This window comes from Paenibacillus sp. J2L1-98 (assembly GCF_056269405.1).
In genome coordinates this window covers 38422-60990 of the sequence record NZ_JBWDNW010000021.1, presented here as the reverse complement: position 1 = coordinate 60990, position 22569 = coordinate 38422, and the positions used below count along the sequence as shown (strand labels likewise).

Genomic DNA, 22569 nt, shown 5'->3' with positions numbered 1-22569 from the left:
ATAGATGAAGCCTATATTTAATACTCGAGATTTGGCGGTCACTCAAGGCATTATGGCCGCCTTCTTCTTTCTTCTTATTCCCGTTTTCAACTTATTCGGTCTAAGCACCCACAAGCTGGACAGCATCCTGCACGGAATAGGGGCAACCTTAACCATTATTTTAAGTTGTTATGTCCTGCATGCGTTGTATCCTTTCCTGCGCGCAAAAGAAGGGTCTGTGAAGAAGCTTGAACTCCCGCTATGGATAACGAATATTCTAATCTTCGTGACGATTATTATTGGAAACTGGCTTTACATGGGCTATCGGGCCCCCGATGGAGCACAGCAATGGTTTTTATATAATGCTCCGCTTGGTCATTTAGTGATGATGGAATTTAAGGAATTCACCTCCTTGTTCCCTTTGCCGTTAGGCGTGGCAGCAAGCTTTTTACTGTGGCGGTTTAAACGCGATCTCGAGGCTGTTAAAGGAGTTTCATCTGTCATCGCTTTACTCGTTACTTTAATGTGGTTGTTTCTGTTGATTGGTTTCGCGTTTGGACTTGGTATCGCTAAATTAAAAATCGTTTAAAGAATAAGCTTACGATGCCCGTTTGGCCAAAGCTAGACTCTTAAGGAGTGAAGAAATGTCAGAATCATTAAATCGAAGTTCCGGGAATCGGTATTCCGGAGAAATTGCGGCCACTTTGCTTTCCGTATGGCTCGGATTAGCAAGCTTGGTTTGCAGTCATCTGTGGAGTGTAGCTAAACCCGACCGCGCTAATTTATTTCTGTTAAAGATGGGCGTTTGGATTCCGGGATGGGAAAAAATCGGCCCCTATGCCGGGAAAGAAACGATCGGTCTTATTGTTTGGCTAGTGAGCTGGTTATTGCTTTTTTTCCTGTTAAAAAACCGGGAAATTTCATTAAAGTATTCGATTTACGCGTTTATTGCCGGTATGATCATCATCGTGGTTTTCATCTGGCCTCCTGTAATTCATGCGCTTTTCGGTTGGAATCCTACCACTGCTTATTAAAAGATAGGGGTTTATACACATGTCTCATTTCTATAAATATAAGCTTTTTTACCTGATCACTTCATTGGTTATCATTGTATCCGGCTCCTTGATTACAACCAATTTCCCTATCCATGGGTATCTGCAAGCTAATAACGCTCCGGTCTCCTTCCGGTTCGGTTATTTCGGCGAACAAAAAAATCAGCTTGATCTTCGCGGCTGGATGAATCAATCTAAGGACGTTTCGTTATTTGCAGCGGCCGACCATTTGTTTGAAAAAACCGGGAAATTACCGCTTCACTCTTTCCTTCCCGTATTTGATTCATCGTCGTCAGCGAACCCGGAAAGCTTTGAACAAAATTATTCCTATCTCCCCACTGACTTATTTCCTTCTTATGGAAGGTCGGTCTATTACATGGATTATGGAAATGCCCGATTACTGTTCTTAGATGCCGCTGGCATAACAGAGGGGAACAACGCCCAATTGGATTGGCTGCAGAAGACCGTCAGCGAGAATAAGCAAGTACATAATTTCGTTCTTTTAAATCAGGATCCCAATCTTCCAGATTTCTGGGAAACCGTTCGCAAGCTTGGCGTAAATCTTGTGCTTATTCAGGATAACGTTTATGTCCCACATGCTGTCCTTACACAAGAAAGTGCGGAATATCGTTCAACCGCCTATCCGGGATGGGGGCTTTGGGATGTATATCATCAATTTTCCCAGCCTCACATGCTTATCATTGAAGGGACAGACAATAAATTAACAGTAAAAGCGCAGGATGAGAAAGGAAATGGATTAGATCAATTAAAGCAGGATGTAACGGGTATCCGGTTCGAAGACGAAGTAAATGAGCGTGCATTTATAAGTATTCAATCGTTATGGCATTATCATCCCGGCAGTAAGGAGATCAAGGCAGTTGTACCGGTAGAGCTTGATATCACAGGGGAAAATCCCATTCAAAAACCATTTACCCTGCCGGCAGATGACTGGCGCAGCCCGCAATATGACGACTCTTCATGGGAAGTTGGACGAGCCCCTTTGGGTCATACGCAAGACAAAGCGGATCAACGAAAAATCCAAAAAACGCTGCCTGTAAATGGCGATTCACCGGTCTACTATTTTCGCAAAACATTTGTAATCGATGATGATCCCAGTAAATTAAGCAATCTGCTCTTGCATATTTCATACGAAGACGGATTTGTAGCCTATTTGAATGGGTCAGAAATTTATCGCGACAGCATAAGAGAAGGCTTAGTCGATTACAGGTCGCTGGCACTGCCTAGCGAATACAACTTTTACAACCTATTCTCATTAAAAAATCATATCGGTAAGCTGGTGAAAGGAACCAACACCATTGCTGTGGAAGTTCATCGCAGTCATCCCAAAGCGCCTAACCTGCTGTTTGATTTAAGCTTATCCTATGAGGAATGACATTTGCGAGGAGGCCCATTGTGTTTAGACATTACAATCCCCAAAAAGGTATTGCAAATATCGTACAGAAATGTCTCTTTACAATTTTACTGATGATAAGTATAAGTGCCTGCGGCAATGCGGATGATTCTGACAAAGTAGATTTAATCGTCGCTCTTTCAGCGACTCCCGAGCATATCATGATCGATAATGGAAATAGCTATGTGTGGAATAACGCGAAAATCACCATTAATAATCGTTACGTCTACGAGTCCGACATTCCAAGGGGCGGTACCAGTCTGAATTTAACGGAGTTTACCAAACAAGACGGTACAAGCTTTAATCCTAAAAAGAATCGATTATACCATGTCTCTATCTATGTTCCCGATGCTTTAGACGGTAAACACGGGGTTTTTAATTGGTAACAACAGAGGAGGAGCTGAACATGATTTCAGCCCCTCCTCATCCAATACGGAATTCCTTTCCAACAGAATGGAATTCAGCCAAATCCTCCGCTTATCCTCTGAGTGGAACACTCGATTGCCCCAGCTCGCGCCTCCGCTTCAGCCATACGCTCACGCCGCCTGCAGCCATCATCATGCCTGTAGCGACGAAAATCCAATGGATACTGACTGCTAGTCCGAGCAGACCGCCTATGAGCGGCCCAAGCATGGCGCCAAACTGGTTAGCGCTCGTCGTTAGACCAAATGATCTGCCTCTAAACTGCTCATCCGTGCTTTGTACGACCAGCGTATTGACGATGGGACCTATGCCGGCCATAAATAAGCCGAAGACGAATTGCACGATCGCGAACAGCCATAAGTCCTGAACGAAAAACTGCATGCTGATGACCAGTCCTGCTGTGAGCAAGCATATAACGAGGATGCGGTAGTAGCCTTTCCTCTCGCCCAGTCTCCCCCAAACCGGGGAGGCCAGAATGCCTGCTATCCCGATCAGCGAGAGAACAAAGCCGGCCGATAGTACAGCCCCCTGCAGCCCGCCTTGCAATTTGGCGATATGCAGCGTGAGCAGCGGCTGAATCATATTGACCGAAAGCTGGAAGAGAACGAGGAGCAGAAGCATGCTCATGAGCGCGCGGTTGCGGAACGCCATGCGGTAAGTTACCGGCTCCGTCCGCTTCTTACCTTCTGACGCATCTTCAGGAACTGCAGCTTCCGCTTTCCCTTCTCTGACCCAAATAATAACCGCCACTGTCGCGGCTAATATGATAATGGCAGCCGCGACGAAGGATCTGCGCAGACCGAACGCTTCCGCCAGCAGCCCTCCAAACAGCGGGCCGAGAATGCCGCCTGTCATCGTACCCGCCTGCATCATGCCGAGGCTCCATCCCAGCTTCTCCTTAGGCGCAACCGATGCAACAATCGACATGGATGCGGGAACGAATCCGCCTACAAAACCATGCAGCATTCTTACACCAACGAGCTGCCACGGCGTTTGCACGAAAGCGATTAAGGCATATATAACCGCCAGGCTTAGCCCCGCACGGATAACCATTCTCCGCTTCCCGTATTTATCTGCGAGCAAACCCCATAACGGAGCCATTACTGCCCCGACAAGAAACGCCGAGGAATGGACGATTCCCGCCCATAAATTAACGGAGCTGTCCGGTACTCCCAAATCGAAGAGGAACAGCGGCAGGAAAGGAACCGACATCGTATAGCTAGAGCTGCAAAACAGAACACCGAACCACAAGATCCACATTGTACGCTTCCATGATTCCACGTTTGGTTCCCCCTGTATGCCTTAATGTTCGAAATCCGACACATTTTCACTAATACCCACTATACGCCTCCTTTACCATTTGTTCAAAAACCGCAGGAAGGAGAAATTACAAGCATACCCCCTGCAAATCTCGTCTAATGAAGCTTAACGAGGTATTTTGCGCTTAGATGAGCTCTAGCAAAAACGGAGTGTCTTAGATGCCAAATAGCTGCAGGGGCTCTTTCACAAATCAGGCCTCTATGCATCGTTCATCTTACCAGGCCTAAGCATCGTTCATCGTTGGGCGGCTTAATTCGATTTTGTGAAACGATTTGAAGATCGTTATCCGATAACGGTGATTTAGTTTAATTTCGCATCATTAAACAGCATATTGGGAGAGCAGCTTCTAAAAATGACCGATTACGTTTGCAAAATAGAGCTAATCCGCCTTTCTCCCACCCCGAGCGCGATTTAGTTTTGTGAAATGGAACTAAATCATTTTTCGCCTCTGTTACCATTTGTTCAAAAACCATAAGAAGGTGAATTTACAAGCATAACCCCTAAGTTTAACGGGATTTTTTCGCATAACAGTAAAAGACGAATGCCAGGTTTCTAGGGCATTCGTCTTCTAATTGTTTAATAGATTATCAATTGGGAGTTGCTTATAGCATTCCAGATTGACTGGGCGCTATCTCCCTGTCCGTTTAGCACTTCTTTACCGGCTTAAGAATACCCAATCAGCCCAATCACAGGCTGCTAAGAACCTTTAAAACCCGAAGAGTCGTCCCCATGCTTCGTTCATCCTTCAGCCCTGTATTCCGCACGGTAATTTGCACGCTTTGATTTTCTGCTGGAAGAGGAAACATCGCGATCACGGGCCGGAACGCTCCCAAGCACCAATCGTCAAATAAATGAACCTGATTAAAGGTTAACCCGTCTAACGAATATTCAAATATACCGGTATCGGGGCCGCATAACAGCAATAGCCCTGCGCTTCGTCCGCTGGCCGTAAAAGACAGCGCAGCCTTCTGATCATCCGTAAAGAGATGTTCGGTACAATAACGCCAGTTGATGAGCGGTTCCTGCTGAATCACCTTGACCGTAAATCCTTCTTGCAAAGCGGCTTGGCGGAAATCCAGCATGGCTGCATATTCGTAATTTCTATCGTCTAAAGGAGCTGGCAAAGCTGCGCTATCGGGCCTTTCCGTATCACCGGCTCCCTCAAGAAGCGCGATTTCTAAATAATCCCGCAAATACTTGGCATACAGCGCATAGCCCGCATCATTCGGATGCACAAGGTCTGGAGCGAGCTCCTCCCAGCGTACTTGGCCAGTCTCTATCAGCTCATAGATGCCGGCCGCAAAGTTAACCGATGGAAGATCATAATGGGACGCAACTTCCTCATGAACGGCTATATTGAAGGGTGCTTCTGCGGACAAATTTTTGTCTGCCGCCGTGTAAAGGAAGCAAATATCCGCGTGCGGCGATAGACGTCTGCACTGCCGCACAATGCCCTCCATTCCTCGAATGGATTCTTCGCGATCCTCGCCGTCGTTAACGCTGAATTCCACAAACAATAAATCAATCTCTCCCCTAGGCAGGACATGCTCCCGCATCCGGTGGGCGCCCAAGGTGGAGTTCGTGCCGCCAACCCCCGCATTAATGCAGGTCACCTTCGCTTCGCCGAACCTTTCCTTCAAATCGTTCCCGATCAAAGCCCGCCAGCTCGTTCTATCCGGATCGGACGCTCCGTAGCCTTCCGTTATAGAGCCACCCAGAAAAGCGACAATGATAGACTCTTGGCTGAATAGCTTTTTATTTAAATGAGGCAATCCCCCGCGTAATTTCACATGATTTCCGGCTAACCGGTCTTGTTTGCCCATCCTTAATCCCCCTAATGGTTAGCTATATAATAGAGCCCTCCTAATCATTTAGGAGGGCTCCTTCTACTACTCAGCCGAAGCTGAAGCTGCTAAAATATCACCGTAAGCCCAATGCTTGCTTGAAACATCCTTCCAAGGAGATGGCGTTAACCCGCTTAGCTTGTCTCTGCCGAGCAGCTTGTTCATAATGACGGCCGTTTCGGCACGCGTCAGCGCGTTATCCGGCTTAAAGGCGCCATCCTTGTAGCCGTTAATGATTCCTGCGCCTTGTACGCTCAGGATAGAATCTTTGGCCCAATGATCCGAGATGTCCGTGAAGCCTGCTCCCGCCGCTGCCGCGTCTCCTGTAAGCGAGGAAATAAGCTTTGCCATTTCGGCGCGAGTGATCGATTTGTCCGCTCCGAAAGTACCGTCAGCGTAGCCCTGCATCAATCCCATTTTTGTCACGGTTGAAATCGCGTCTTTGGCCCAATTAGCCGGTTTAACATCACTGTATGCAATGTCCGATACTTTGGCATCAAGCGTGACGACTCTCGACAAAATAGCCGCTATCTCGGCGCGTGTAATCTTTTTCTCCGGCTTAAAGGTACCATCTTCATAACCGTTCATATAGGCGGTATGTTGATTGGCGTCCGCTAAGCCTGGCACATACACGAGTGAGAATACGCTGAATTTGTTAACTGTAAATTGAAGTCCCCTATCGCCATTGCTGTTATAAGGCACGAGAGCGCCCTTCAGCAATTGCTTCGTTCCGTCGCTGTGCTCAATGTAGATGCCAACTTCTTTCAGCTCCGCTTCAGTTAATGCCATGTCCTTCAATGGCAGTACTACCGTGACATCGCGGCCCTGCAGATTCGTTTCAATCGTCATTGGGCGGCCCAGCACGGATGCCTCTTGATCGCCTGATACGACCGTTACGACAGCTTCTTTATTCGCGCGGTCCCCGATCTCTTGTTTCTTGCCTTCTTCTTTCACGGGAACCAATTGGAAGTAAAGGTCGTCCGAAAAGCCCTGCAGCGATTTGTTCGGAATAAAGACTTTAGCGTTCTCCGTCGTTATGCCGAGACCGATCTTGGCATCCGCTAGCAGCTTACTCGCTTCCTTCGGCACTGTGACCTTCGTCTGCGATACTTCATCCTTCGCATCCGGAATGACGATCGTCGCCGATTTGGCGCCGGCCGCGATATTTTCTACCGCTTTCTGAACTTGCTCCGCCGTTAAGACAACATCGTCCTTCTTCTTGCCGTCCGTTTGCGTTGTTCTCGTAATGACAACGGTGGACAAAACATTGCCGGAATTCCCATCCGTATTTCCCAGATTGACCGTTATTTGCTCCGGCTGAGGAACGGAAGGCGACGGCGTACCCGGTGTCGATGTAGGTGTCGGTCCTGCAGCCTTGACGCTAAACGTCACTCCGTCCACCAGCATCACTTCTCCCGATTTTTTCACAGCCTTGACCGTATGCGGGCCGTTATGCAATCCGGAGATGCTGTACACGGACTGGCCGGTTAAACGGCTTGCGTTGTACGTGTTTACGGTCCCCTTAAAGACATCATCCACGAAAATATCGATCTCGCCCTGTGTTGGCCCTTTAGGCGTAATCAAGGACAGCCCGGTACCTTTAAATGAATACTCGACGAAATCGCCGTTCGTCTCCGTGTAGTGAATGTCATTATGCTGATCGCCTTTAAATGAGAACGTCAGGCTGAGCGCTCCATTCGGCTGCGCCGCCAAGTATTCCTGCTTGATCGTAACCTGATCGCCCGACAACGTATAATCGGTACCCGCCGTCAAAGCAGCTCCGCCGTTTGTAATGCCCAGCAGATTGCTGCCGTCAACGGCCAGCGTTGTCGTTACGTCAGAGGCTGCCGCCTTATCGATAATTGCTGAATCCGGGCTAAGCAGATCGGCTGCTTTCACCTTCAATTGGTCCAGCAGCATGTAATAACCTGACTTTTTAACGACCTTAATCGTGTGTGTTTCATCGGTTAGACCGTTAATGCTGTATACAGCCTGTTTCACTTGCTTGCCTTCATTATAGGTACTGATCGTTTGCTTGAACTCATCATCTACATAGATATCCATATCGCCCTGCGAAGGGTCCTTCTCCGTGATCAGTTCGATTCCTGTTCCTTTGAACGTATATTCAAAGTAATCATTGTCTTTCTCGGTGTAGTGCACATCGTCCTTATAATCGCCGAGGCCTCTGTTCCGTCCGTGCTGCCAAGCGCCTTTGTACGAAATGCCGGTGTCGTCGTTATTAATGGAGACGTAACGGCCTCTCGACGAATCGCTTACCGTAACCGCCAACGTCTGTGCGGCTCCCGCGCTGAAGGATAATGTCAGATTGGTCATGCCTGTCGGCTGCTGCGCAAGATATTCCTTCTTGATCGTCAGCTGATTGCCCGACAGCGTGTAATCGGCTCCTTCTTGCAAAGCTGCCGCGCCGTTTGCCACGTCTTCCAAGCTGTTTCCGTTAAACCCAATCGCTGTTGTAACATCCGCCTGTGCCTCCGCTTTCTTGTCGAAGCTTCTTGCAGACGGCGTGATCCTGCTGTTCTGCGCGGTGGAGTCGCTTACCGTGATCGATAGATTTTGCGATTGTCCCTGATCGAAGGAGAAGGTCAGCTTCGTCACGCCTACCGGCTGATTCGCCATGTATTCCTTCTTAATCGTGACCAGATTATCCGATACCGTGTAATCGGCGCCGGACTGCAAAGCCGCTTCGCCGTTTGCAATGCCGATGAGCGTGTTGCCTGCAAGCTCCATCGTTGTTGTCACATCTGCCTGTGCTGCTGCCTTCTTGTCAAAGCTGCCCGTTGCCGGACTAATTGTACTGTTCGCTGCCATTGAATCGCTGATTGTGATGGAAAGCGTCTGCGTCGCTCCCCCATCGAATGCAAAAACCAAATTCGTTGTACCGAGCTGCTTCACGGCCAGGTATTCCTTCTTGATCGTGACCAGATTATCCGCAATCGTGTAATCCGTATCCCGCACTAGTTCAGCTGTTCCGCTCTTAATGCTGCTCAAGCTGCTTCCTGCCGATGTGGTTACCGTTACATCCGCCTGCTGTCCTTCCGCTTGGTCGAAAGGAGCCGCAGTCGCGCTGATCAAGTCAGGCACGATTACTCTTAATTGATCGAGAAGCATGAATGTGCCGGATTTTTTAACCGCCTTCAGCGTATGAGCGCCATTCGAAAGACCTGTGATCGTATATACCGGTTGCTGAGCCAGCCGGCCAATGTTATACGTGCTTACCGTTTGTTGAAACTCATCATCTACATACATGTCCATTTTACCCTGTGAAGGGTCCATTTCCGTCATGTATTCGATACCGGTTCCCGTGAACGTATATTCCAAATAATCCTGATCGTTCTTCTCCGCAAAATGCACGTCATCCATGTAATCGCCGAGTCCCCGGTTATAGCTCCGGTTCCAGCTGCCGGAATATTGAATGCCCGGATTGTCATTATTAATGGAAATCGAGCCGCCAATGGACGTATCTCTTATGACTAGCGCAACGTTCTGTTCCGCGCCGCCGTCGAAGGAGAAGACGAGCTCGGAGGTTCCCGTCTGCAGAGCCGCGAGAAAGTCCTTCTTCAGGATGATCTGCGTATCCGATGCCGTATAATCCGTACCCTCCGTCAGCGCTGCTCCATCCCGCGTAATGCCGGTCAATTCATTGCCGTTCTGCGCCAGCGTCAGCGTGACATCGGACTGAGCCGCTTCCTTCTGATCAAAGCTTACCGCGGCCGGTGTGACCCTGCTGTCTCTTGTCGTTGTGTCGCTTACGTTAATAACAAAGTTCTGCGCGGCGCCGCCGCTGAAGGCGAACGTCAAGTTCGTTGTGCCGACCGGCCTGGATGCCAAATATTCCTTCTTAATCGTTACCAGATTGCCGTCTACCGTGTAGTCGGTTCCCTCTTGTAATACGGCTCCGCCGTTAGTCATGACGCTCAGCGTATTGCCGTTCAACGTCAACGTTGTCTGAGCATCCGCCTGCTCCGACTCCTTCTTGTCGAAGCTCGCGGCAGCCGGGCTGATCGTGCTGTTAGCCGCCATGGAATCACTCACATCAATAACAAGATTTTGCTTGTCGCCCGTCATTTCCTTCCCGCCGTTACGCGTCCATTCACCGGTATATCTCATGCCGGTATCGTCGTCATTGACGCTGACCGTACCGTCCTTCGCTTTAACCTTCAGCAAACGGGAAGCATGCGGCGCCAAATCGACGGAGCTGAAGCCCGAATCGAATTTGCCAAGCTCCTCATGGCTCCACAGGTCGCGGACAGCGGCCGAACCGCTTAAGCCGATATCGCTCCAATTGACGGTCACCGTCTTGGGTGCGCTTCCAAGATTAAATAAGCCGACGGTATAGCTGCCGTCTCCGTTGTTCGCATACCATACCTGCTGCTCCGTTTCGGTCGACACCGGATGACCCGGACGGCCGGCCTGGTTCACGGCGATAACCTCTTCGTTCGTGAGCAGCTCCAGACCATAATCGTCCAGCTGTGTCATGTCATTGCCGGTATATAATTGCGCCGATGACAGAGCCCAGAACGACATGGCTGTACGGCGTTCATCCGGTGTAATGCCGTCCATCTCTCCGTTACCGATGTTGAGCGAATCGAAGTCATTCCAACCGCCCGGACCGGCATGGCGCCAGAATTTCTCCGCTATCGGGAATAGCCGGGCAATGCTGTTCCAGCTCGTTAAAGCCCCCGCGCAATAACATTCGATATCCCAATCAACACGCCAGCCGTTCGCATATTGTTTCCAGTGGTCGATATATTTGATATCGAGCGCCCAGGACAGTTCGAGCCAAATATCATGCGGCTCAAGCGCCTTTGACCAGGCTTTTACGTCATCCCGCGCATCCAGCGAAAGGTCGGAGATGCCCGATCCCGGCGTGACGCTGTCGTACTTCAGGAAGTCGACGCCCCATTCGGCATAGAGGTCGGCAATGGAATCGATATATTTCTGCGCGCACTCATTGGAGAAATCGATTTTGTAGCCAAACCCCCAATAGTCCGATCCTTTCGTCGGATCACCGATATCCTTCATTGAACAACCAGGGGCATTGTAGATCGGCAAATCCTCATCATACGCCTGCCGCGACAAACCCGGAATGCCGTACAGGCCGAACTTCTGCCCGTTCGCATGAACGTGGTCAATGACATCCTGCAGTCCGTCAGGGAAAAGCGTCGTGCTTGGAATCGGCCGGCCATAACCGTCCATTCCCCCGTTCCAGGCCGCATCTACATTTATGTATTCATAGCCGTATGGCTGCAGCTTCTCATGCATCGCATCCGATTGCGCCTTAATCTGTTCGGCGGTTATCCACTTGCCTCCGTTACCGCCATTAGAAGAAGCCCAAACCTGCATACTGTAACTGCTCCAGCCCATATACGGCTTGGCAGCCATTTCTTTCTTCGCCGCTTCCGCGACTTCACCTCCAGGCGCGACTATGCCCAGCTGAACCGCCAATACGATAATCGCCAATAAGTATATTCGCGTCCTCCTCATCCATCTGCCCAAACTTTTCATCTCCTTTTTGTTTTTCATTGCGTTCATCGTTATCCTCCCTCTCAAAGCAACATGCCGAAGGTTGAATGATAGCGCTTACCACAAATCGATAATAGTAGAAATTCCCATAGTTCTTATAGGTACATTTGTACCGTTTTACGTACATTTCCCCCTTTTTGAGGGGGACAATCCCCGCTTCAGCGTACCTTTTGCTGAATGGAACGGAAAACGCTCAAGCAACCGGGCCGTGCTTTCGATTCACATGAAACCGGTCACTTCTTGTCATCACCTGAATTCCCGCTGTCATAGCGGTTATGGGTTACGGACACATCATCGCAGGCTGTCAGCCGGATCCCCGCTCCAGCATCCTGGAACTTACCAGGGAGAACGATCAGGTTGTCCGTGAATTTCAAATGCTCCGTGCTGTTTGCTTCCAGCACGGGAGCGTCCCGCATCTCGAACCGGTTACCCTCGATTACGATATGGGCATGAACATAGTGCTTTTCCTCCAAAACCGTATTCTCCGGAGAAATGGAGATAACTGCGCTATCCGCGCCTCCGCATTCGATGAACGTATTGCCTCGAATGGTCAGGTTATCCACTATGCCGGACTCGTACCAGCTGCTGGCATCGCCTGCAACCAGCACCGCGCTCATGGTCATCCGCTCGAACCGGTTTCCCTCGATTAGCGCTCTTCTGCGGGTCGTCACCAAAACTCCGCGGGTCGGGATGCGGGCCATCCGGTTATTTACAATCTCCACCTCAGGCGTCCATGTCACATTCTCCACGACATCGCCGCCGCGCAATTGCCCGGGCACGTTCCTGTCCAGCTTAATCCGTATGACTCGCGGTTCGACGAGCGCTGCCTCGACAACGACGGCATCCACGTATGCGGAAAGCGATTCGGAACGAACGAATTCAATGTGATCCCCTGGAAAAAACGCAGAAAACCCGTAGCTTTGCGGATGCATAAACCGGAGGAGCAACTCGTCCGCAGAAGGCTGTCCCACTACGCGCAAATAAGTGCCATGCACGTTAATAACATCGTCGTGGGCGCCGGCAAACCGGCTATCCGCCACCCGGATAAGCCCCCGGCAGCCCGACACATGAATGCAATCGGCAAAAGCCGCGACGGTGCGGCCGGTATCCGGACGGGGAGCCAGCTCCATGCGCTCGAAGGACACATCCCTACTAAATTGGCACACGAGACCTAGGCCATGCATGAAATGTACACCCATGTCGCTCCATTCGACCTTGCGGCTATTGATGACAAGCGCTCCGACCTGATCCCGGATGCCGTCCCTTGCTTGGAAGACGCGCCCGACGGCCGTCGATGGCATGCGGCCGGCATCAAAGAACAGCCTCAACCTTCCAGGGCCCCTCTCCTCCACGCGGGCGGCCGCGGCCACGGCGTTGTCGATCCTCCAGGTCGTATTGGTCAGCGGATCGTACTCCTGCATCGGGCCGTCCCGGAAGCGCCAGCCATCTCCCACCCACGTCAGTGCTCCGTTCTCCACCTCGTAACGGCTGTCCCTATGGACAGCTGCGTCAAGGAAGCCGGCTCCTATTCCCTCCACCGTCATCTCCGCAACGGTTGGCTGCTCGAAATCCAAACGAAGGTTGCGTATGACCACCTCCTCGCAGCCGTCGACAACGATCATCGTCTGTTTTCCGTGGAACATAAATAACGATCCATTACCATCGAGGGTCACGTTCCTCATTCCTTGCAGAAAAATGCCGATTGTTTTCGTCACATCAGGGTTTTCATCCTCGCTGGCCGTATTGGAAATATAGTATTTCGCCTTTGCCGCGTGCTCAGGATAGAAATCGTACCGTCCCCGCTCGCATGTCAGAACAACCGGACCGGCAATTCTGCCCGCTTCTTCGATCGCCCTGCGCATGGCTTCTGCTGTGTCTTCCCCCGAGTTCGGCCTGCCCCCGAAATCGTTTAAACTGATTGCGGTATGCGGAATGTTCATTCTGTTCACCTCCATAAGAATTCGGACGCTTCTTAGGAAGCGCCCGAAATCGGTTATATCTTTTTAAGATTGCAACGACGCGTCATAAGCAGATTGTAAAATTTCAAGGTAGCGGTCGAGCTTCAGGTTTTTCAAGCCTTGAACGTAACTATCCCAGTCTTTGTCCAAATCCTTGTTGCCCGTTACGAATTGAAGCGAGCTTTGCTCGATATAATTGCGGATGTTCGTTTGCAGCATGCTCATCTCGTCGCTTTGCGCCGGATCTACCCAGATCGACCAGATCGGGAACAGCTCCTTCGGTTCGCTGCCTTCGTACAGCAGTGTCGCTTCGTAAAGCCTGCGCTCGTAGTTGGCCGAGTCGTAAATGTCCGTTCCTTGTACCCAGCTGTCCCGATACTCCTTCGGCATATAGAAGTGACCCATACCGGACCAGCCTGCGTTCCGCGGCTTTTCGCCCGGGGTGCCCGGAATCGTTTTCACCTTAGGCTCAACGCCCTCACCGAGAGCTTTGTCGCCAGGCGCCGGATCTTCCCAATCGATGCCCTTCATGCCGGATCCTGCGTTGGTTTGGCCTTCCGCCGTATACATATAGTCCGCAAGCTTGATTAGAGCGATCTGTGCCTCTTCGCTTGCTTTGTTCGTGATGACGAATTTCCCGCCTGGAGAAACGCCGCCGTTGTCGTGCGTAGCGAATGCACCGTTCGGCCCTTGAAGCGGAGGCACCGGATTATATTCCGCAGAACGCGGACCAGCCAGATCAATGAAGATTGCCGGATGCATGCCTGCGCCGGCACCCAAAATTTCAGCATCCGCATTCTCGCCGATTTTCTTGAACGCCTCTGCGTTTTGCGTAAACGCGCCCGGATCGATCAACCCTTCGTCGTACAGCGACTTGACGTAAGCGAGACCCTCTTTCCATTCCGGTTTGATTGCCGCGGATTCAACCTTGCCGCTTGTCATGTTCAAATAGTTTCTGTCGTCGTTGTATACGAAGCCGTTCATAAGGAATGGAAGGACGCGCACGCCGAATTCTTCCGTCGAACCGCTCAGCGCCACTTCGTCCGGCTTGCCGTTACCGTTCGGGTCCTGCGTTTTAAACGCTTTCAGGACATTTTTGAATTCCTCCGGCGTTTTCGGCATTTCGAGATTCAATTTATCCAGCCATTCTGTGTTGATCCACATTTTGCTCGGATAAGAGCAGTGGAAGCACTGCGTATAAGCCACCAGACCGTAGATATTGCCATCCGGAGCCGTATTCAGCGTCTTCAGATCCGAATTGGACTCCATGGCGGCTTTGATGTTCGGCGCATACTTATCAATAAGATCGTTCAACGGAACGATGACGCCCTGCTTTCCGAATTTCAATAAATCGGCTTGCGAAAACTGATCGATATAATGAGTCAGAATATACGCATCCGGATAATCTCCGCTCGCGAGGGAAATCTGGCGTTTCTCTTTCGCGCCGTCCGAGGGAACCAAATCGAAATTAAATTTAATATTGAACATGTCCTCTACATGCTTCGTGTACTTGTTGGTCGGCAGATCTATGCCCTGCTCCTGTACAGCAAACACGCTGATATCCACCGGTTTCGATGGTGTATCCGCTGCCGATCCGGACTCGCTGCCCTCCGGGGTCGCATTTTCCGAACCGGATTTTCCATTATCACTCGAGCAAGCTGAAAGTACCATGACCAGCACGAGAATGAGCGACATCAAACTCCAGCTAAACTTTTTCATTTTATTTTGCTCCCCTTTGCATTTAACAGTTATTGTGCAGCTGCTTGCTTTAGGCTTACCGCATAACAAATTGAACTTCCTTCACAAACGCTTACATAGCCCCCACCTCCTTTTTCCGCATACCCGGAACCGCCGATGCGATCAGCCTTTGACAGAGCCGACTAGCATGCCTTGAACGAAATAGCGCTGCACGAACGGATAGATGATCAGAACCGGCAGCGTAGCCACGACGATCAGCGCATATTTGAGCAGCTCCGCCAGCTGAGCCCTTTCTATCTGTACGCTCAGATCCATGGCTCCCGCGCTGTTGTTCTGAATGATGATGCTCCTCAGCACAAGCTGCAGCGGAAATAGATTATCGGATTTCAAATAAATAAGCGCATCGAAATACGAATTCCATTGTCCAACTGCGTACATCAGGGTAAGCACGGCCAAAATCGGCTTCGACAACGGGAGCACGACGCTGCCGAGAAAACGCCAGTCGCTGCACCCGTCGATTTCGCTCGCCTCGACCAGCTCGCTTGGAATCGTGGATTGGAAGAAGGAGCGCGCAATGATAACCTGCCATACCCAGATCGCGTTCGGAATGAGCAAAGCCAGACGGGAATCGATCATTCCCATTTCCTTAACGACAAGATAAGTCGGAATGAGTCCACCGCTGAACAGCATCGTAAACATGACCAGCATCAAGATGCCCTTTTGGCCAAAAAACGTTTTTCTTGAAAGCGGATAAGCCAGCATAACCGTCAGCGTTACGCTGATGACCGTTCCAGCCGACATGTAGAACAAGGAATTTCCGTAACCGGTCATGATAAGCGGCGTTTTCAATATCGTTTGAAAGCCCTGAAACGAAATGTCTACCGGCCAAAGCCAAACCTTTCCGGATACGACAGCTGCCGGACTGCTGATCGAGCTGCTGACAATGTAGATAAGCGGATACAAAACGGCAATGAGCACGAGGCTCAAAATCACGTAGATCGCAAAAATTAAAATTCTGTCGCCGGCCGACTCCCGTATTTTGCTTTTGGGTACCGTCGATGAAATAGCCATATACAATTCCCCCTATCTTACTTACCAGATGCTGTTATTCGATATTCGTTTCGCGAAGCTGTTCACCGCAACCAGAAGGATGAGATTGATTACGGAATTGAGCAAGCCGACTGCCGTAGCGAAGCTGTAGTTTGCATTCAGCAGGCCCATGCTGTACACGTAAGTGGCGATAACCTCTGACGATGGCAGGTTCAGCGAGTTTTGCAGCAGATAAATTTTCTCGAAGCCGATCGACATGATGTTGCCTACGTTCAGAATCAGGATGATGGTGACAGTCGGAAGGATCCCGGGCAAATCGACATGCCAGATTTTCTGAAAGCGCGACGCTCCGTCCACTTTGGCAGCCTCGTACAGTGTCGGATCTATGCCGGCGAGAGCCGCAAGATAGATAACCGCTGCGTATCCGGCCGTTTGCCAAATGTCCGACCATACATAAATCGAACGGAACATGTCCGGCTCGCCCAGGAAGTTAACCGGCTCAAAACCGAAGTATTGGAGCGCGATATTAACAAAACCAAGCCGTGGCGCCAAAAACAGCATAATCATGGACACCATAACGACAGTGGAAATAAAATACGGGGCGAACGTGACCAGCTGAATGAACCGCTTGAAACGGCCGTTTCGGATCTCGTTCAGCATAAGAGCCAGCAGAATCGGAATCGGAAAGCCCGCCAGCAGCTGATAGAAGCTCAGAAACAGCGTGTTTTTGACGAGTGTCCAGAAAATTGGATTCTCGACAAACATTCTAAAATACTTAAACCCGACCCACGGGCTTCCCCAAATTCCTTTAATGACGTTGTAGTCTTTAAAGGCCAGCACCGCATTAATCATCGGGTAGTATTTGAAGATGATGAAAAACAATATTGGCGGAATGACAATCAGGTACAGCTGCCAATGTTTTTTCAGGCTGCTTTTCGCTTCGCTCAAATAATTCCACTTGCTCTTTTGCCCCAATAATTTCTGATTCATTACAAGTTCTTTTTCCAGAACAATCCCCCCTGAACAACTAGTTGCCGATGTTTGTTAGCGCTTTCCACAACCTGATGATAGTGGAATTCCGCACCCTTCAGGAAGGTACATTTGGGTCGTTTACCGTACAGATCCCCCCTTTTGTAGGGGGCAATTCCTTGCAAAACGTACATTTTTCCGCGTACGGTCCCGGGAACGGCAAAAATCCCGACCGCTTTGAAGCGGCCGGGATTTCAAACTTGTTCTACTATTTATGTGATAAGGACGTGCAGCGTCCAACTTAACACGGTTTCCAGCATCGATTGCAAATTTCTGGCGCGGTGCAAATCCGGTTTGGCCTTTAGCTTTGCAAATTCCTCTTCGATATGCCGGATATATTCGCCGCGCAGCCGCTCCAGCTGCTCGTTCGTCAGAGCGTACAAGAAGTGGCGGACGAAATCATAGGAAAGATATCCTTCCATGCTCTCCAGGAAGGCATGCTGTGATTGCTGATACCACTCTTTGGCATAAACCTTTAACGCATCCGCAATGCGATCGTCGCCGCCTGCCATTGCGTACAGCCGGTCGGCTGAGATGAGATTCCGGTATTGAACGGCGTTTCCTTCAGGGTATGTATTCGGCAGGGCATAGAACTGCAGGAGCTTTTCCAGAATGGTGATATACCGCTCCGGCTCTGCGCGCTTGGCATGAAACTGGCAGCTCACCGCAGCATGCGCGATGTCCTTCAGAAGCTGAAGCGCTTCGGCGGCTTCCTTCTTGCTAGGCGTCCCTGCGAAGAACACTCCCTGGTTCCCCGCCCGAATGTCCGCTCGGTCAATCGCATCATGAAGCTCATCCTCGAACTGCTCCTTGCTGTAGGGCAACCACTGCTCGAAGTGATCCATCAGCTCCCCTCTTATGCCGAACTCTCTGCGGATGATGGAGCTGAGACCCATTCCGCCGCTTCCGCTAACCTGCATAAATATTTCGTGCAGCAGCTTTTCGAGCGATTTAGCTTTTTTCACGGCATGGATATCCGCATCGGGGACCGTATATACGGCCTCAGCCTCCTTTTGCTCAAGCATGGCTGTGAACTGCCTTATCTCTGACAGCAGTGCTTCACTCATTTTCACCTCTCCTTTCTTCCCTTATTATTCCACTGTTCTGTTATTTTAAGCTTCCGTTTCCTATCGGTTATTGACTGCGAGACCGGTCTCATTGTCATACGCCCGCTGCATGATTTCCACATAACGACCGATCTGCAGATGCTTCAGCCCCTGGACGTAGCTGTCCCAGTCCTTATTCAAATCCAGATTGCCCGTTATAAACTGCAGCGTGCTTTGATCGATATAGTTTTTGAGGTTCGTCTGCAGCATGCCGGCCTCGTCCGCCTCCTCGGGAGCGATCCAAACCGCCCAGAACGGAAAGAGCTCCGCCGGCTCATGGCCCTTGTAGAGCTCCGTTGCCTCATAAAGCCTGCGCTCGTAGCCGGTATCCGAGTAAATATCCTTCGATGCGACCCAGCTGTCGCGATACTCCCTCGGCATATAGAAATGCGCCATCCCGCTCCAGCCGGAATTCGACCCATACGATCCTTCCTCATTCGGAATGAACGTATACTTCGGCTCGACGCCTTCGCCAAGCGCCATTTCGCCCGCTTCAGGCTTTCTCCAGCCTGTGCCCTCAATGCCCGATTGCGAGATCGTTTGCCCGTCCGGCGTATACATGTAATCCACCATCCGGATTAACGCGATTTGCTTTTCTTTGCTCGCTTTGTTCGTGATGGCAAACTTCGCGCCCGGACTAATCCCGCTTCCGTCATGCGTCGCATAAGCGGCATATGGCCCTTCCAGCGGCGGGAGCGGCGCGTAATCAGCCGTTCTCGCATCAACGAAAATATCGGGATGCATGCCTGCCGCCGCGCCTAATAGCACCTCATCGGCATTATCACCGATTCGTTTGAGCATTTCCGCATTTTGGGTGAATGCGCCCGGATCAATTAAGCCCTCATCGTAAAGCGACTTGATATAAGCAAGCCCTTCCTTCCATTCCGGCTTATTGACGACCGTATCGACTTTCCCAGCCGACATACGGAGATAGCTGCTGTCATCGTGATAGATGAAGCCGTTCATCAAATAAGGAACAATCCGGACGCCAAAGTCCTCCGTTGAGCCGCTCAGCGCCACTTCATCCGGTATGCCGTTGCCATTCGGGTCGTTGTTCTTAAACGCTTCAAGCACCTGCTTGAACTCCACGGTCGTCTTCGGCAGTTCCAGTCCGAGCTCATCCAGCCACTTCGTATTGATCCACATTTTATTCGGATAAGAGCAATGAAAGCATTCCGTATACGCGCCAAGGCCGTAAATTTGTCCGTCAGGTGCCGTATTTAGCGCTTTTAATGCGGGATTGCTCTCCATTGCCGCTTTAATATTGGGCGCATATTGATCGATAAGCCCATTTAGCGGAAGGATCACCCCCTGCTTGCCATATTTCAACAGGTCCGCCTGCGAGAACTGGTCGATATAAGCCGTTAACCAGTATGCATCCGGATAATCGCCGCCGGCAAGCGAGATTTGCCGCTGCTCCTTGGCGCCTTCCCCCGAATTGATTTCCCAATTAAACTTGACGTTAAACCTATCCTCCATCAGCTTCGTGAAGGAATTCGTCTCCAGGTCGATGCCCATCTCCTGCTGGGCAAATACGCTGATTTCAAGCGGCGCGGCGGCTCCTTCCGCATCGTTCTTCCCGTGAGAATCCGCATCTCCGTTCGTATTTGCGCATGCTGCCAGCAGCAGACCGCTGACGATAATCAGCATAATTAAGCTTGCGATGCTCTTCTTCATTGTCATTCTCTCCCTTACGTCAACCGCGGCACCAACATCCGCATTCGCAACAGCAGCGCAACCGGGGCCACAGCTGCTCTCGCGGCCGGTGCCTCATATCTTGATGGATTGCCGGTATGAGCTCGGCGCTACGCCCATTACCCGCTTGAATGCTCTGCGGAAGGAATGCGCGCTGTTATATCCGACACGTTCGGCGATTTCGTCTACCGTGTATGCGTTTGTTTTCAACAGTTCAGAGGCCTGGTTGATCCGGACCGTCTCCAAATAGTCGGATAAGTTCGTATCCGTCACTTCCTTAAATAATTGAGAAATGTATTTCTCTGGCCGCTCCACCTTCTCCGCGATCCGGTACAGCGTCAACTCCGCATCCCCGTAGGACTCTGCGATAAAACGCTTCATTTCCTCGACGATTTGGATATGGGCATGACTTTTCTTCCTGTTAATTACGCCGCATAACGCATCGGCAATCGCAAGGATGTCATCCTGAATGGCCGCGATCGGATTCGAGGCTTGAACGCCGATAATCTGATTTTTCAGCGTATGGAGCAGCTCCGATTCCAGGAAAGCCTTCTGGTCGAGCAGCTTCAGCAGCGTACCCTTCAGCTCCCCGACAAGCTGCTGCTTCATCTCGATCGATAACTGCTGATTTTCCGTATTTTTCTCCATGACGGTCATCACCATCCGCCTCGCCTCATCCTGATCGCCCGCGCGTATCGTACTGATAAGACGCTGCTCCATATCAAGCGGATAGTAGTAAGTCGCCGTCTCCAGCCTGGAGTCGCTAAACCACGCAATGTTCTGCTTGCTGTTATATTCCGCATAATCCATCGTCTGTTTCGCCTGCTCGTAGGAATGGCTGACCTCGAAGATTGCCGTATACGCTTCCCCGAAGGCGGCGGTCAAAATCATTTTGTAATCGCGGTAAGCAATGTGCATAAGTTGATCCAGCGTTTGCTTGATTTTCTCCCGCTCCGCCTCGGAATCCGCTTCATCTTCACTCGTCTGGAAGATCGTCACGATGCGGTCCGAGCCGAGATCCGTCATATGGAGGCTGCCGTCCTGCTCGGCCAGCATTTGCTTCACGATCAATCTGGCGGCATAAAGTTCGTTCAGAATTTCAACGCTGTCCATGCCGGAGTAACCGTTGATTTGCACAATCCCTACAAATCCCCGGTGGGAATGAAACCGCATATCCGCTTGGACGGCAGCCGCGGCAATTTCATCTCCCGTCTGGAATTCTCCCGCAATCAGCCGTTTCAGGAAGCCATCCCTGACAAGCGGAAGCTGCCGGTTCAGTTCATTCTCGAGCTGCCGGTTGCTGGTGATGATGCTGGAAATATTTCCTTGGAGGAAGTCGTATTCGTTCCTTCCCGTAATGCCGTCTTTGCCGAAATTATCCTTCATGACGCTGAGCAGACGATTGATCGGCGCGCTGTTCCGGTAAGAGAGCAGCAAGCCGGCCAGTAAGCCGAGCAGCAGCGCGATGCCGGTCACGAGCCAGGTAATATATTTGATTTGATTCGCATTCTCCATCAGGACATGCCTCGGGATTCCTGCCTGGTACACCCAGCCGTTCTTGTCCGAATGGATCGTAATGACAAGATCATCATTGTAGAACTGGCTGACCTTCGCCGGATCGAAGCTTTCATTCGCCGCCAGCTTATGAACCTCCTCCTCGCTAATTCCCTGCAGGCTGACGGTGTTTCCCTGCGCGTCGCTAATATGAGCCCAGCCGCCGTAGCGCTCCTCAAGACCGGACAGCAGATTGGACACGTTCTCTTCATCAATGATCACAGCGACGGTAGCCGGCGACGAGCCGCTGAAGCTGTCTAACGGAAGCGACTGCATATATGTGATGACAGAGGTTTGCTTTGTTTTATTGATAAAAGCGCTGAGCGGTTTAATCTCACTCCGATGGGTTTGCTCCAGCACCGTTGTCTTCCATTCCTCTAATGTCAGGTCGTTATACCGGAAATTCTGATAATAATGCTCCGGCCGGAAATAAGCGTAGCCCTGTGAGATGATCACGTCATAGTTATTTAAATAGATAAAATAGTTTTGCAAAAAATCATTCGTCTGACTGAAAGGCATCACCTGCTTCATCAAATTCCAAATGCCGTATACATTCACCTGCCCGTCTTTCTTCTTCTCATTCATAAGCCTATTCAAATCCGGGTTCAGGGCCAGCTGTCTGGTGAAGCCCTCAACCTCGGCCATTCTTCTCTCCAAAATCTCTTTGCTCCGCTCCAGCTGCGTGACGCCGTTCTCAATGGAAACGGATTGCGTCACATTAATAGACGTGCGGTATGAAACGAAGCCGGCAATACTAGGTATGACCAGAATGATGAGATAAGAAATAAGAAATTTGCGAAATATGGTAGAATGCTTCGGCATGTTGACCCCCTTCTCACATATAAAGCGCTTTCATTTAGCGCGTAATGCTCTCTCTCTCTCTTTATGGCATATAGCTTGTTTGTT

The 22569-nt window shown here is 50.5% G+C and carries 14 protein-coding genes; 4 read left to right on the top strand and 10 right to left on the bottom strand.

Annotated features, from left to right (window positions below):
* The first annotated feature begins 4 nt into the window (after positions 1 to 4).
* Genes AC0YNZ_RS25380 through AC0YNZ_RS25365 form a run of 4 tightly spaced genes read left to right on the top strand, consistent with a single transcriptional unit; the run spans position 5 to position 2828 of the window.
* Positions 5 to 568: a hypothetical protein gene (locus tag AC0YNZ_RS25380; protein WP_475829255.1), complete on the top strand. Its 564-nt coding sequence runs from the start codon at positions 5 to 7 to the stop codon at positions 566 to 568.
* Between the two features lie 55 nt (positions 569 to 623).
* Positions 624 to 1013 (top strand): hypothetical protein, encoded by a 390-nt coding sequence (locus tag AC0YNZ_RS25375; RefSeq protein WP_475829254.1) that lies wholly within the window; start codon positions 624 to 626, stop codon positions 1011 to 1013.
* 19 nt (positions 1014 to 1032) lie between these two features.
* Positions 1033 to 2424 (top strand): hypothetical protein, encoded by a 1392-nt coding sequence (locus AC0YNZ_RS25370; protein WP_475829253.1) that lies wholly within the window; start codon positions 1033 to 1035, stop codon positions 2422 to 2424.
* Positions 2425 to 2444: 20 nt separating this feature from the next.
* The gene (locus tag AC0YNZ_RS25365) at positions 2445 to 2828 is read left to right on the top strand and encodes a hypothetical protein (RefSeq protein ID WP_475829252.1); all 384 of its coding nucleotides are present in this window, start codon (positions 2445 to 2447) and stop codon (positions 2826 to 2828) included.
* Positions 2829 to 2919: 91 nt separating this feature from the next.
* Here the strand turns inward: AC0YNZ_RS25365 and AC0YNZ_RS25360 are convergent, their stop codons facing one another.
* From AC0YNZ_RS25360 to AC0YNZ_RS25315, 10 genes are all read right to left on the bottom strand, one after another.
* A complete protein-coding gene (locus tag AC0YNZ_RS25360; RefSeq protein ID WP_475829251.1) occupies positions 2920 to 4146 on the bottom strand; it encodes an MFS transporter in 1227 nt (408 codons plus the stop codon).
* Between the two features lie 725 nt (positions 4147 to 4871).
* Positions 4872 to 6008 (bottom strand): SGNH/GDSL hydrolase family protein, encoded by a 1137-nt coding sequence (locus AC0YNZ_RS25355; protein ID WP_475829250.1) that lies wholly within the window; start codon positions 6006 to 6008, stop codon positions 4872 to 4874.
* Between the two features lie 66 nt (positions 6009 to 6074).
* Entirely contained in the window at positions 6075 to 11582 is a 5508-nt protein-coding gene (locus tag AC0YNZ_RS25350) for a X2-like carbohydrate binding domain-containing protein (protein ID WP_475829249.1), read from the bottom strand.
* 224 nt (positions 11583 to 11806) lie between these two features.
* Positions 11807 to 13513, bottom strand: coding sequence for a right-handed parallel beta-helix repeat-containing protein (locus AC0YNZ_RS25345; RefSeq protein WP_475829248.1), 1707 nt, complete (start codon positions 13511 to 13513; stop codon positions 11807 to 11809).
* Between the two features lie 63 nt (positions 13514 to 13576).
* Positions 13577 to 15250, bottom strand: coding sequence for an extracellular solute-binding protein (locus AC0YNZ_RS25340; RefSeq protein WP_475829247.1), 1674 nt, complete (start codon positions 15248 to 15250; stop codon positions 13577 to 13579).
* 141 nt (positions 15251 to 15391) lie between these two features.
* On the bottom strand, positions 15392 to 16300 hold the full coding sequence (locus AC0YNZ_RS25335; protein ID WP_475829246.1) for a carbohydrate ABC transporter permease: 909 nt from the start codon (positions 16298 to 16300) through the stop codon (positions 15392 to 15394).
* A gap of 21 nt (positions 16301 to 16321) precedes the next feature.
* Positions 16322 to 17269 carry an ABC transporter permease gene (locus AC0YNZ_RS25330; RefSeq protein WP_475829245.1) on the bottom strand — a complete coding sequence of 316 codons (948 nt, stop codon included), beginning with the start codon at positions 17267 to 17269 and terminating at the stop codon, positions 16322 to 16324.
* A gap of 251 nt (positions 17270 to 17520) precedes the next feature.
* Positions 17521 to 18375, bottom strand: a complete 855-nt coding sequence (locus tag AC0YNZ_RS25325) for a hypothetical protein (RefSeq protein ID WP_475829244.1) — start codon at positions 18373 to 18375, stop codon at positions 17521 to 17523.
* A 60-nt stretch (positions 18376 to 18435) separates the two neighbouring features.
* Complete coding sequence (locus AC0YNZ_RS25320; RefSeq protein ID WP_475829243.1) at positions 18436 to 20091, bottom strand: extracellular solute-binding protein; 1656 nt, start codon at positions 20089 to 20091, stop codon at positions 18436 to 18438.
* A gap of 93 nt (positions 20092 to 20184) precedes the next feature.
* The gene (locus tag AC0YNZ_RS25315) at positions 20185 to 22485 is read right to left on the bottom strand and encodes a helix-turn-helix domain-containing protein (RefSeq protein WP_475829242.1); all 2301 of its coding nucleotides are present in this window, start codon (positions 22483 to 22485) and stop codon (positions 20185 to 20187) included.
* Positions 22486 to 22569: the final 84 nt, after the last annotated feature.